The 13,275-nt window shown below is 53.5% G+C and carries 12 protein-coding genes; 7 read left to right on the top strand and 5 right to left on the bottom strand.

The features are described from left to right. Nucleotides 1-20 precede the first annotated feature (20 nt). From CBW46_RS14680 to CBW46_RS21360, 3 genes are all read left to right on the top strand, one after another. Entirely contained in the window at nt 21-539 is a 519-nt protein-coding gene (locus CBW46_RS14680) for a DNA-deoxyinosine glycosylase (RefSeq protein WP_243633325.1), read from the top strand. Nucleotides 540-685: 146 nt separating this feature from the next. After that, nucleotides 686-1,228 carry a hypothetical protein gene (locus CBW46_RS14675; protein WP_089200751.1) on the top strand — a complete coding sequence of 181 codons (543 nt, stop codon included), beginning with the start codon at nt 686-688 and terminating at the stop codon, nt 1,226-1,228. 68 nt (nt 1,229-1,296) lie between these two features. Next, a complete protein-coding gene (locus CBW46_RS21360) occupies nt 1,297-2,403 on the top strand; it encodes a hypothetical protein (RefSeq protein ID WP_089200750.1) in 1,107 nt (368 codons plus the stop codon). Nucleotides 2,404-2,493: 90 nt separating this feature from the next. Here the strand turns inward: CBW46_RS21360 and CBW46_RS14665 are convergent, their stop codons facing one another. Further along, nucleotides 2,494-4,698 (bottom strand): transglycosylase domain-containing protein, encoded by a 2,205-nt coding sequence (locus tag CBW46_RS14665; protein WP_243633324.1) that lies wholly within the window; start codon nt 4,696-4,698, stop codon nt 2,494-2,496. Between the two features lie 350 nt (nt 4,699-5,048). On the opposite strand from CBW46_RS14665, the gene CBW46_RS14660 reads away from it, so the two are divergent. After that, the gene (locus CBW46_RS14660; protein ID WP_089200748.1) at nt 5,049-5,996 is read left to right on the top strand and encodes a helix-turn-helix transcriptional regulator; all 948 of its coding nucleotides are present in this window, start codon (nt 5,049-5,051) and stop codon (nt 5,994-5,996) included. 75 nt (nt 5,997-6,071) lie between these two features. Then, nucleotides 6,072-6,572: a DinB family protein gene (locus CBW46_RS14655; protein ID WP_089200747.1), complete on the top strand. Its 501-nt coding sequence runs from the start codon at nt 6,072-6,074 to the stop codon at nt 6,570-6,572. Nucleotides 6,573-6,631: 59 nt separating this feature from the next. Here CBW46_RS14655 and uxaC read toward each other — a convergent pair whose 3' ends face one another. Both uxaC and CBW46_RS14645 read right to left on the bottom strand, forming a co-directional pair. Beyond that, nucleotides 6,632-8,041, bottom strand: coding sequence for a glucuronate isomerase (gene uxaC, locus CBW46_RS14650; RefSeq protein WP_089200746.1), 1,410 nt, complete (start codon nt 8,039-8,041; stop codon nt 6,632-6,634). 78 nt (nt 8,042-8,119) lie between these two features. Further along, nucleotides 8,120-9,616: a tagaturonate epimerase family protein gene (locus tag CBW46_RS14645; protein ID WP_089200745.1), complete on the bottom strand. Its 1,497-nt coding sequence runs from the start codon at nt 9,614-9,616 to the stop codon at nt 8,120-8,122. Nucleotides 9,617-9,876: 260 nt separating this feature from the next. Between CBW46_RS14645 and CBW46_RS14640 the strand changes: the two genes are divergently transcribed. Continuing rightward, nucleotides 9,877-10,725 (top strand): helix-turn-helix domain-containing protein, encoded by an 849-nt coding sequence (locus CBW46_RS14640; protein ID WP_089200744.1) that lies wholly within the window; start codon nt 9,877-9,879, stop codon nt 10,723-10,725. Nucleotides 10,726-10,970: 245 nt separating this feature from the next. Here the strand turns inward: CBW46_RS14640 and CBW46_RS14635 are convergent, their stop codons facing one another. Further along, nucleotides 10,971-11,345, bottom strand: coding sequence for a hypothetical protein (locus tag CBW46_RS14635; RefSeq protein WP_089200743.1), 375 nt, complete (start codon nt 11,343-11,345; stop codon nt 10,971-10,973). Nucleotides 11,346-11,580: 235 nt separating this feature from the next. Here CBW46_RS14635 and rluF point away from each other — a divergent pair, with 235 nt between their 5' ends. Then, nucleotides 11,581-12,282 carry a 23S rRNA pseudouridine(2604) synthase RluF gene (gene rluF, locus CBW46_RS14630; RefSeq protein WP_089200742.1) on the top strand — a complete coding sequence of 234 codons (702 nt, stop codon included), beginning with the start codon at nt 11,581-11,583 and terminating at the stop codon, nt 12,280-12,282. Nucleotides 12,283-12,470: 188 nt separating this feature from the next. On the opposite strand, the gene CBW46_RS14625 is transcribed toward rluF, so the two are convergent. Next, complete coding sequence (locus tag CBW46_RS14625; protein WP_089200741.1) at nt 12,471-13,196, bottom strand: response regulator transcription factor; 726 nt, start codon at nt 13,194-13,196, stop codon at nt 12,471-12,473. Between the last annotated feature and the right edge of the window lie 79 nt (nt 13,197-13,275).

Here is a 13,275-nt window from a genome sequence, read left to right as displayed (position 1 = left end):
TGATGGAAGGAGGTGCGGCTGTGCCCGATCGTGTGACCCGTTTGCAGGGACTGCCGCCTGTGGTCGACCGCTCGTGCACGGTGCTCGTTCTTGGCTCCATGCCCGGTGTACAATCATTGTATAAACAAGAGTATTACGGCAATCCCCGCAACCATTTTTGGCGGCTGTTGTACACGCTGTACGGCGCGGATGCGGAGCCCAGTGACATATACGAAGAGCGGTTGGAGTTTGCTTTGAGACATCATGTCGCGCTGTGGGATGTGCTGGCGTCCTGCGAAAGAAAAGGCAGCCTGGATGCGGACATCCGCCAGCCGGAGGCGAATGATTTTCCCGCCTTTTTCCAGGCGTATCCTGCGTTGCAGCGGGTTTTCTTCAACGGGCAGGCCGCGGAGCGAATGTACCGGAAGCATGTAATCCCGGTGCTGCGGGCGCAGGGAGTCGGCGCCAAGCTGCGCTGCGCGACGCTGCCATCGACAAGTCCAGCCAGGACGATTTCTTTTGAAGCTAAATTAGCCATGTGGCGAGTGCTGCGGAGCTGAAGTGAAAGAAACTTTGTTTTTCACCGTTAACAGCGGATTCACCGGAGAGCAAAGGGCGGACAAACGTTCCACATTGAGCATGTGGGTAATAGAGGACGGTATACTAAGGGAAATCCGGCTGAAGGGCCTTACGGGGAGGGACACGAATGCCGAGACAAGTGAGCCATGTGCCTTTTGGGTACGAGCCGAAGAGCGAGCAGGAGGAGCACAGGGGCAGTCTGTGGGTGTATGACAGTTTTCAAGCATACGATCTACAGCAACTACGGACGGCTCTGGAGCTGTCGGAACGGAAAAAGATGGCGAAGACGGTTTTTTACCCGCTGCATGAGGAAACTCTGCGCCGTATGGGTGTACCAATGGTAGCGCCTTACTACCATCGGGTGGATACACTTCAGGAGCTTTTAGCACAGTCGGAGCCTGATGTGGATGCAGTGATAGAACGATGGGAGGGGCGACGAAAAAAATACACGCCGATGGACACAGCGTTCCGTTTTCTGGCCGACAAGTATCCCGGTCCGCACTTCGTCTATGTATCAGGAGAGATGGCCAACATAATGGCCTCGTTCGAGTCGTTCGAGCATTGGATCAAACAGCTGCGTCTATTCATCCGGCTGGGAGATACGCTAGGCATGTCGAATATGCATCCGCGGCTGCAAAAGTATGCTCACCGTTGGCAGTCTGTGGAATAAAAAATGCCCCCAAACTTCATCACAGCTGCGAAGTATGTAGTAGCTATGAGCATGGGGAGGGGACTGATATGAAAAAAAGGATCACATGGATCGTTGTTTGCTGCCTTTGTTTCGGATTAGTCGCCTACGGCATCACGGGCTGGGGGGACAGTCAGGTATCGGCGGAAGTGTCGACGGAAGCTAAGGGCAGCTTCGTGAGAATAGAGGACGGGGCCAAGAAGATCATTGTGTCGGTGGATGGCAGAGAGACGGCATATCCTCTAGCGGCGTCGGTTTGGGTGTACCGGAACATGCAAAAAGCAACGGCGCAGGATCTACAGCCGGGCGACACGCTCGAGTTGATTCTTAACAGCAAGGATCAGGCGGCATACATTAAAGCCTCCGACGCAAAGACTCCGCCTGTCGCTGAGGGGCAGCCGGACGGCACTGAGCCGGCGGCTCAGCCGGAAGCTGGTGTCGCCACAGGCACCTCGGCAGCTGCGGCTTCGAGCCCGTCAGCGGCACCGGCGGCAGCGGCCGCAGGCGCTGCGGAGTCGGCACTCGCAGCGTCCGGTGCGGGCGCGGATGCGCCTGCGCAGCAGGATGCAGCGGCGCAGGCCGCACCAGCCAAACCGGTGGCGTCCACTGATGCACGAGCGGTAGAGGAGCTCGAGCTGGAATGGAAGAGCAAGGATATGCTGCTGCACGCCAAGCATAAGGCCTCGTCCGGTGCTGAGGACAAGGGTGGAAATGAGCTGTATGTGAAGACGAAGGATCGAGCGGTCATTCATTTGACCGGTGCCTCCGCAGAGTCCATCATCCGGATGATGCTCCATGGCCTGCCGACAGAGCAGGAAGCCTTTGAGGAAGCCTTAAAACAGCGGATCGCCGGACAATTTCAGCTAAAAGAGTCATCAGCCGAATGGAAGATCGACGTTAAGTGGCGTGAAGACACATCCACTCCACCGGCACAGCAGGTGAACATTCCTGCTGGCGCCACCGGCCACGGTGTGAGCAGCAGCGCAGGTAACGGGGAAGAGCAGCGGTCAGACCGCGATGACAATGCCGATGATGACCGGTATGAGCACAAGCAGGTAGAGCGGTACAAAGAGCATTGGAAAGAGCACGGCAAGGATGAGGAAAATAAGCAAAAGCATTGGGAGAAGGGCAGAGATGATGAATACGATGATGACTAGCGGCTGCATGCTCTCATGGCAGTAACAAAACAATAAACAATAACCAGCCCGCCGGGCAGCTGCATGTTAGCGCCGGCGGGCTGTTGCATATTAATCGTCTTCTTTTCTGCCTCTCTCCCACCAACCACGGTGTTCATGCTTCTCGTCGCTGCCGCGTTTCCCCCGTTCATCTTCCCTGGCTGGATCATCGCCGGAGGCCGTATCGTCCTCGTACTGCCGCTGCTGTTGCCATGCTTCCAGCGCCCTAGCTTGCTCAAGTTTTCGATACTCATCCGGAACCGGAAACGGCGCTGCAGGTGTGCCGCTTAAAGCCCGGTTCATGACTTCGCGAAAAAGTGCGGCAGGCACCGCTCCACCGGAGGTGGTTAGATAGTGGTTCTTGTCGGTCTGATCGTAGCCCAGCCAGATGGCGGCGGTCAGCTCGGGCGTGAAGCCGACGAACCAGGCGTCCTTGGCGCCGTTTGGCCCGATGGCGGCGAATTCCTGCGTGGCGGGCAACTGCGTTGTGCCCGTCTTGCCCGCCACAGGCCGCCCCATGGCTGCGGCCTGGCCCGTACCTGACTTTACTGCCTCCTGCAGCAGTAAAGTCAGCTCATAGGCGACCGCCGGGCGCGTCACGCCCGTCGGCTTCGCCTGAGCCTCGACCAAGGGGATGCCATCCTTGGTCGTAACCTTCACGATGGCGTGTGCCTGATGCATCACGGCAAGGTTGGCGATGGCGCCATAGGCCTGTGCCATCTGCAGGGGCGACACGCCCTCGGACAGTCCGCCGAGGGCCAAGCTCAAGCTGCGGTCGGCCGGCGTAAGCGGAATACCTGCCTTGCGCACGAACTCGAAGCCTGTGTCCAGGCCGATTTCGTTGAGCAGCCATACGGCAGGGATATTCCACGAGCGCACAACGGCCTCCTGCAGCGTGACCTGTCCGCGTGTCTGCCCGTCCCAGTCCCTGGGCCGGTAGCCCGCGATATCCAGCTCCCCGTCATACAGCCAGGAGCTGGGGGTATAGCCGCGCTCCAGCGCCGGGGCGTAGACCGCGAGCGGCTTGAACGACGACCCCGGCTGACGGCGCAGCTGGGTCGCGCGGTTGAACCCGCGGTACACCTGCTTGCCGCGTGCCCCGATCATCGCCCGTATGCCGCCGGTCCGATGGTCGATGATCACCGCGCCGCTCTGCAGCAGCTGATCCGGAGTACCCTCCGGAAACATGCCGTCGTTAGCGTAGACGTCCTCCATTGCTTTTTGCACCTTTGGGTCCAGGTTAGTATAGATGCGAAGGCCGGACGTGAGCACTTGTTCCTCAGTGAAGCCATACAGCGCTGCAGCTTCTTCAATGACGTAATCTACGTAAGACGGATACTTTCCTTTGAGTGATTCTTCATTGTTCTGCTTTAATACAATCGGCTTCGCAACCGCCTGCTGATAAGCGGCGTCGCTGATAAACTGCTGCTCTCTCATCAAGGAGAGCACCAAATTACGCCGCTCCAGCGCTTTCTCCCTGTTTTTCGCCGGAGAATAGGTGGTCGGCGCCTTCGGCAGAGCGGCGAGCAAAGCAGATTCCTCCAGCGTCAGCTGTGCCGCCGGCTTGGCGAAGTATTGCTGTGCCGCGCCTTCGACACCCCAGCGCCCTTCACCGAAATAAATACTGTTCAAATACAGCTCTAAAATTTCGTCCTTGCTGTAGATAAGATTAATTTTAATCGCGTAGCCAGCTTCCTTAATTTTGCGGCTGAACGTTTTGTCCGTCTGCAGGAACAGATTTTTCGCAAGCTGCTGCGTCAAGGTGCTGCCGCCCTCCTTGAGCGAACCGGACTGCAGGTCACGTAACAACGCCCGCCCGATGGCCCACAGATCGATGCCGGAATGCTCGTAAAACCGCCGGTCTTCCACAGCGATCACCGCGTTGCGCAGATCAAGTGGGACATCCTCCAGCTCTACCGGTATAATGCGGGAGGAGGACAGCTGTGAGGCAGGCTGACCACTACTGTCCAAGATCAGGGTAGGCTCGGGCAGCGGGTGCTCCAGCTTGCTCACATCCAAGCTGCGTATCCACAGTGCCGCTGCCGCCAACACCGCCATGCCTGATGCCAGCAGCGCACCGCCCAGCCACAGCCAAGTACGCCTATCACGCAGTCTCGTCTTCCACCCCGCAGCCTTTTGATGTGCAACCGCATCTCCTTGCATCGGCGTGTTCTGTTTGCTTTTATCGGCTCCAATTCGTGCGTTTGCTCCCGCTGCCGGCTGGCGCTCTTTGGTATTAGTTGTTTTTGTTCTATCGGTTTGATTGTCCTCGAACATCCCGACACCCCCTGGCATGATGCCTAAAAATTGTCTGCATAATGGTGTTTTAATAATGTATTCGCAGGAAGTTCCTTGTTTGAAGCGGCACTCGGGCAATCATGCCCAGGTGTGATGCATAGCTGGAGGTTCGCTTCAGTTCAAGCTGTAGCTCCAGCTCCTTTGCTGCAGCCGTGTATGCCTCGAAATCCGCCGAATCTGGCCGACTTCGCATTACCCCGCCCTCAGACAGGCTTTTCACTCTCACGCACGACGTACGCGTTGCTGCCAACACATGCACGGTGGGGCTGTTGCCCACGAACATGTAACAAAGGCATAATAAGGAATAAATAGGAAAAGGTTGTGAAACGATGAAGCTCGACCGCCTTCTGGCGATCACCATGCTCCTGCTAAACCGAAAAAGAGTCACTGCGAAAGAGTTGACCGAGCGCTTTGAAGTTTCAGTTCGCACCATTTACCGTGACTTGGAATGTCTCAATCAGGCGGGCATTCCCATTGTCTCATTCGCAGGGGCGTCGGGCGGATATGAGATTATGGACCAATACCGGTTGGAAAGGCAGTATTTGTCTATGGAGGAGCTGCAGGCAATCGTCATTGCGCTGAAAGGGGTTCGCTCTTCGTTGGACGACACCGACATCGGCGGCCTGCTCGATAAGGTTGGGGCCCTGGTGGCGAAATCAGAGCGGAACAACATAGATGACTTGAGCCAGCAGATATTGATCGATATCAACCCTTGGTATGGGGCGGAGGTAGAGCGGGAACGGCTGACTGTGCTGCGTGCCGCGATACGTGATACCAAGCTGATACAAATGAATTATATTAATTCACAGGGCGAAACATCGGAGCGTGAGTGCGAGCCTATGGGGATGGTCCTGAAGGGCTATGTGTGGTATCTATACGGCTTCTGCAGATTGCGTCATGATTACCGTATTTTTCGTCTATCGAGAATCGATGGTCTGACTGTCCTGAGTGAAACGTTTGAGCGGAAGCACAAACCTCTGGATCAATTGGATGTTCGATGGAACCGGCCGGATGTGCAAAATGTTGTCAAATTGGTGCTGCAATTTCAGCCCCGCGTGAAATCCCGCGTACGGGACTACTTCGGCCACGCTAAAGTAGAGGATTTACCAGACGGTACCGTGCTCGTCACCAGCGTACAGCCGGAAGAGCCATGGCTTTACAGCATGCTGCTCAGCTATGGCCCCGACGTGAAAATCTGTGAGCCTATATCGGTTGCTGAAGCAGTGGCAGCGCAGGCACGAAAAATTGTTGAATTGTACCGGCCAACACTGACATAAGGTTGTCAGGGTAGACAGCGTAAAGTTAGGGACGTAGCGGGTTAATACAACATACTAAGGAGGCTGTTAGAAAGCATGTTTACCACTGTGGAACAATTCGTAAGAAATTGGAAAAATGAGTCGGCAGCGACCCAGCGGGTGATGGAGGCGCTCACTGATGAATCCCTGTCGCAGCAGATCGCACCGAATTATTGGAACCTGGGGCAGTTGGCGTGGCACTTGGCTGACACGATCCATGAGATGGTATCACGTACGGGACTTACTTTTGTGAACGTGGTCCACACTGAGCACGCACCTGCATCCGCGGCAGAGATTGCGGGCACGTATCGTCGTGCCGGTCAAGCCATGCTCGACGCGATTCAAGCCCAATGGACGGATGAAGATATGAGCAAATCGAGTGAAATGTACGGCGACCAATGGCTCAACGGGTTCACACTGCACGTAGTGATCCAGCATGAGGTGCATCACCGCGGTCAAATGACCGTGCTAATGCGTCAAGCCGGCCTGAGAGTGCCTGCCGTCTACGGGCCTACCCGTGAGGATTGGGTTGAACGAGGTACGCAGCCTTCGATCTAAAACGTAAAGAGGCAGTCACGGTCTCATACATTGACCGTGAACTGCCTCTTGCCACTTACTTAGGCAAAGTTGAAATACTGCTGCGCATTTCTATAAGAAATGTCCTGCACCATGCTGCCCAGAAGCTCCATATCATCCGGCGCCTCGCCATCCTCGACCCATTTGCCGATCATGTCGCACAGAATTCTTCTGAAGTATTCGTGTCTCGGATAGGACAAGAAGCTTCTGGAATCCGTGAGCATACCGACAAACTTACTCAACAGGCCAAGGTTAGCCAGTGCGTCCATCTGCTCTAGCATGCCGTTTTTCGTGTCGAGGAACCACCACGCGGCACCAAGCTGCATTTTTCCAGGAATGCCGCCGCCTTGGAAGCTGCCGACGATCGATCCGAGCACATAGTGATCTTTTGGATTCAGTGAATACAAGATCGTTCTAGGCAGCGCGTCGTCGTGGTCCAGCGCATCGAGCAAACGGGTCAAAGGCTGCGCGGTATCGCTGTCATTGATGGAATCAAAGCCGGTGTCAGGGCCGAGCTTTCCGAACAGGCGGCTGTTATTGTTGCGGTGCGCATTGATATGGAACTGCATAGTCCAACCGTTTTTCGCGTACTGCTTTCCAAGGAATACCAGGGTAAAGGTTTTGTACTTCTTTTCGTCCTCCAAACTCACCTTGTCACCCTTCAAGGCTTTGGCGAAAATCGCTGCGGCCTCATCCTTGGTGGTCTCCGCGTAAGGCACATAGTCCAGCGCATGGTCGGAGAGGCGTCCGCCGATCGAGTGGAAGAAGTGGATCCGGGACTCGACAGCAGCCAGGAATTGATCGTAGTTTGCGATTTTTTCGCCGGTCACCTCGCCGAGCTTTTCAACCCATGGCAGGAACGCGGCACGATTGATTTCCAGCCCTTTGTCGGGACGGAACGATGGGAGCACCGCTGTGTCGAAATCCTTCAGTTCTTTGATTTTAATATGCCATTCCAGGCTGTCCGTAGGATCATCCGTTGTGCAGATAACGGTGACGTTGGATTTTTTGATCAAATCCCTAGCGCCGAAGCCTTCGCCGCTCAACTGTGCGTTAACCTTCTCCCAAATCGCAGGAGCTGTTTGCTCGTTGACCAGCTCATAGATGCCGAAGAAGCGCTGCAGCTCCAGGTGGGTCCAGTGATACAGCGGGTTGCCGAGCGTGTTCGGTACGGCTTTCGCCCATGCCATAAAACGGTCATAGTCGTTCACGCCTTCGCCGCCGGTCACGAGGGATTCTTCCGCGCCGTTGGCTCTCATCACTCTCCATTTGTAATGATCCCCGTATAACCAGGCATCGGTGATGTTCTTGAACGTTTTGTTTTCGTAAATTTCCTGAGGGCTTAAATGGCAATGGTAATCGATGATCGGCATCTGCTTGGCGTAATCATGGTACAAACGGACTGCCGTTTCGTTAGACAGTAAGAAGTTTTCATCCAAAAACTTTTTCATGAATATCTACACCACCCGTAAGAAATATGATTCGGTTCTACTATATGATTGCGGTCGAAACAAATAGAACAAGCCCTATTACTTACCCAGCAGGTCGATATGTCTGCCGATGTGTTTGATTAAGGCTTGCTCGTATGCCTCTTCGTTCTCACTCAATGTGCGGAAGAACTCGTTAGCGAACAACGAATCGCCTTGCTCGTCCTTGGCTTGCAGCAGGATGCCGTAAGTAATATGAATCAATTGACGGGCGTTATCCTCGTTCATGTAAGTATCGGCTAGATCGGCATCCTTGACTTGGTCCAACGGGACGATTTTACTCAAGTCTGTTGTAACATGATAATAGGCTGCCGCCTCGTGGAAGTGTTCCAGAGAATACTTGTGCATTTTGCGATACAGCTCGGGCTTAACTTGAGCCACGGTTCTTACCGCTTCCAACCAGTTGGTGCCCGCGGTCTTCACATGGAAACGGCCTTTCGTGTACTGTCCGATAATCGGGAACACGCTGAATTTGTCGCTGCCGGAGTGAATGCTGAGCTTGTACCCGAAATCGTCGGCCAGCCCTGCGTGAATCACCATTTCCTTCTCAAATTGCTCGATGTCGCCGATGTAGTCGATGCCTTTCTGGAACTCCCCGCAGAACCTCGGCGCCATACTGTATACGGTTACGCCGCGGCTGTACAGCTCCTTGGCTACGAAGAAGTGCGCTTCCGGAGCGGTCGGAGATGGAGTCTCGTCGATAGAGATTTCGAAGTCCACTGCACGACCCAGGTCTTTAATGTAGGTGACATACACATGCTCCATGAAATCTACCGCTTCACCGTATATCAGTACGTTGATAATCAAAGTGTCTTTATCGAATGTGATAGAGTTGCCTGCCACCTCGAACGTCTTATCCCGATAACGGGACTCGTAATGCTTGCGTTTGGCTGCCGGCAGTTGGTTGTATTTCTGTTCGCGCTCTGCCGTGGAGATTGTTTCTACACTGTTGTCGATCTTCTCGGAACAATCGAGTGTGATCATGGTAAAGCCCAAATCGAGGGACATTTTGATATCCGATTCGACTTTCAGGTGGTCACCGTCTGCACCATAGCCGTCCTTGTAGCCCTCTTGGAACACGGCGAAGCAAGCGCCATTGAGAACATCGTTGTAATCGCGGTTTGTCAGAGTGATTTCACGAATGCTCTGCTGTGCCAGGATAGGACGAACATCTTTGCCCAGCACGGTTTTTATATGACCGGCGGAAGCGATACCGAGGCGGTCGCCAAGTCCGAGCGTGGAGGACTGAGTACCGAATGCGCGAGGTACGGTGTAGTCGAAATATTTATTCAGCACCAGACGGTTGGCGGTGACCAACGGGCATACCTTGGTACCGTTTTCTACTTCGCCGGTGAGTTCGTCAAACAAGGGACCTGCGCCCACCGCCAGGATGTATTTGGTGTGATCCTGTTTCACCATTAATAATTTCACGTTGCCCGACTGCTCGAATGAATGCGGATACACTTTTACGCTGTCTGATAAAATGCCGGCTACGTCACCCTGTTGCATCGCTTCGGCAATCGCCTGATATTTGCTCATGAAATAAAGCCTCCTCAAAAATGAATGGGATACGACTATAGAATAGATGATAACGCAAAATCATATTAGTTTCTCCGCCTATTTTGTCCATTTTGCCCGGACGACTGCATATTTTGCTATCCTGCGGCAGCGCGGTTTGGTACAATAAAGTTATCTTGTAGTACGGCGTAGTCGTTATCGATATAGCTGAGGTTAGCGTTTCCAAGCACGCGGCAGTACATTGCAGACAGCGGTATACATAGAAGGACGGTGAACAACAGATGAGCGAAACAGTTTCCCTCGACTACGGGTCCGAGGAAGGCGATTTTTACATGCAGCATATAAAACGGACCGAGCCGTTTGAAAGGACAAACCATTTTCACGGAACTTATGAGATCTATTTTTTGCTGTCAGGCCAGCGTGCTTACTTTATTAAGGACCGGTCGTATTTGATATCGCCGGGCGATCTGGTGTTCATCAACAAACACGATGTGCATAAAACATCGGACGTAGGCCGACCCGGGCACGAACGGATCGTGATTAATTTCAGCGACACGTTCATCAGCAAAGACCATCCTTTGTATCATCCCTCGCTCTTCAATGTGTTTCGGCAGCCTGCACATGTGCTCAGTTTGAAGCTGCAGGACCAATTGTTTGCACAGTCGATTATCGGCAAAATGGATAAGGAGCTCCGTGAGAAAGCGACTGGCTTCGAAACCTACATCAAGCTGCTGCTGGTCGAACTGCTGCTGTTTTCCAGCCGCTATGCGGAACGCAATGAAACTGTTCCCTTCGAGCATGCCAGCCCGCTGCACAAAAAAATTTCGGAAATCGTGCAGTTTATCAACAGCAACTACGACCAGCCCATGACTTTGTCAGGTATGTCGGAGCAATTTTACATGAGTCCGTATTATATGAGCCGCACGTTTAAGGAGATCACGGGGTTTACCTTCATCGAATACGTGAATATGACTCGCATCCGTGAGGCACAGCAGCTGCTCCGGGCAACGGACCGCAAGATCATCGACATTGCTGACGGGGTCGGCTTTGCGAATATCGCTCACTTCGGCCGCATGTTCAAGAAACTCACCAAGCAAACGCCGCATGAGTACAGAAAAACACATCGCTGAACTGACGGCTGAGCAGCTATATATAACGAGATACACACCCCAGTCAAGCACAACTGCACGGTGTCGCGCCGCAAACACCCCGGACGAGGGCAGGCGCACCGGTGTCGCACCACAATATAAAGCAACAACCCCGCGGCTCAGTCAGCACATCGGGGTTGTTGTCATTACTGTATAAGATTAGATCATTCTATGCGGATAAACTGAGCGTCCAGTGCATCCTTGCCATTTTTGCTGCCTGCTCTCTTCTATCGTGCAGGCGAATTGGCTAAGTGCCCATTAACTGCCCCCGCAGTCCCGGTGGCGGCTGTCTTCTGGCCGTGGCTTGTCAAGTACTGCGCTACTTCGCTTAGAACGTGCCGTGCGGCTGAGAATGCTTGCGCCGGGATTTCACCCGACTCCTTGAAAGAGGCCTCATGCAGGTGTACGCAAGTTGACCCCCTGTCGTCGTTATAGGTGGGGATGAGATACGTATAACTTTGATGGCTCGTCGGACTGCGAAACGACAGTTCATACACACTTCCCGCTAAGGTCGCCTTCTCGCTGAAGCCTAATGCGGTCAATGTCTTATGAACGTGAGCAAAGGGGCGGGTGATGGTGTTGGTTACTTTCTTACGCGTCATTTTTTTCCGTCACACTCCTTCATAATGTTGTGTGGGCAGGTTGACATGTGCGTATTCCCCGCTTATGCGGGTAATAAATAATTACCCCTATCTGGCTCCGTCTGAACCGGAATTTTCTAAATAGCACAGCAGCTGGGAGGCGCTGTAGGAAGTCATGCCGCTTTTTGTAGGAGTACCGTGGCATGTTATACTGAAACAACTGAGCAAGTACATAACTCAAGTGGAGTGAACGATAATGAGAATAAATAAGTACATCAGCGAAACGGGGTTTTGTTCCCGCCGGGAAGTGGATAAGCTGGTGGCAGCTGGACGCGTCACCATCAACGGACGGTTGGCGGAGCTGGGCAGTCAAGTCGAAGAGGGAGATGAGGTGTGCGTGGACGGGCGCCCGGTCAGCGCTAAAAAGCCCCCGGTGTACATCGCGCTGAATAAGCCGGTCGGCATCACCAGCACAACCGAGAGGCATGTGCAAGGGAATATTGTTGATTTTGTGGGGCATCGGGAACGCATCTTCCCTATCGGCCGTTTGGATAAAGACTCCGAAGGGCTGATTCTGCTGACGAATGACGGCGATATCGTGAACAAAATTTTAAGAGCGGAAAATGAGCATGAGAAAGAGTATATCGTCACGGTCGACAAGCCCATTACCCCTATGTTTTTGCAGGGTATGGCGGGCGGTGTGCGCATTCTCGGCACAATCACGAACCCTTGCCGAATTACCAAGCAGGGAGACCGGGTGTTCCGTATTATTCTCAGCCAGGGCTTGAACCGTCAGATCCGCCGGATGTGTGCTGCGTTCGGGTATGAGGTCAGACGCTTGAAGCGAGTTCGCATCATGAACATCCATTTGGCAGAACTCCCGGTAGGCAAATGGCGCGATCTGACCCAAACCGAGATGGACGAGCTTCAGCGTAGAATTGCATATAACCGCCGCTGACATCAGCCATAAGCCATGCACGCGCAAGGCATGCAATTTACATGCAACAATTTGTCCATTGGCGCGAAACAGCCCGGCCCATGCCTGCCTCGGCAGTGCCGCAGCGATGTCATGGCATCACCTCCGTAGAATGAACGCCGATGTTACAGTGTGATCAGCCAATTTGTCGCCGGCACCAGACGCATGCTTCAACACTTGGTCCACTGGGTGTCTCCGCCGCTGCTGTTGAATTTGTAGCCTACGCCGCGAACGGTTGGGATGTAGGCCGGTTCGGCCGGGTCCTGTTCGATTTTTTTGCGTAAGCTACTTATGTGTACCAGAAGCGTGCGGGTGTCCCCGTTGCTATCGACACCCCAAGCCATTTTATACAATTGCTCGATGATTGGTATGACGCGGTCTGGCGCTTTGGCCATTAAGGACAGCAGGTCGAACTCTTTAGCGGATAGCGTGACAAGCGCCCCATTGACCCATACATTCCGCGTCAGCAGATCGATGGCGACGCCCGGATATGATAACTTCCGCGACTCCTCCTTATGCTGATCCAGTTGATGCATCCGCCGAAGGTGTGCTTTTACACGGGCCACCAGCTGGCTGGGGCTGAACGGTTTGGTAATATAATCGTCTCCACCTATGGTTAACCCATGTATAATGTCCATGTCTTCGCTTTTGCAGCTGACAAGCAAGATTGGTATATCGTAAGACAGCCTCAGCCGCCGGCATATTTCAATTCCATCCATACCTGGCAGCAGTATGTCCAAAATCAGTAAATCCGGAGCATATCGTTGCATATGGTCAAATACTGTTTCCCCGTTATCGGTGCTTAGCACCTGATAGCCTTCTTTTGACAGGCACAATCGGATCAACTCGACAATTTCCGCTTCATCATCCACTATTAATATTTTTTCGCCTGCCATGAGTCTATGATCCTCCTACCCTTGCATCTATGAACTCAGTTCCCAAAACTCCGAAATTGCGATAACATGGACAAAAAAG

Origin of the sequence: Paenibacillus xerothermodurans (assembly GCF_002220865.2) — a bacterium.
GTDB classification, from domain to species: domain Bacteria; phylum Bacillota; class Bacilli; order Paenibacillales; family NBRC-103111; genus Paenibacillus_S; species Paenibacillus_S xerothermodurans.
Note: the sequence above shows the minus strand (reverse complement) of the source record. Positions and strands in the feature narration are given on the sequence as shown.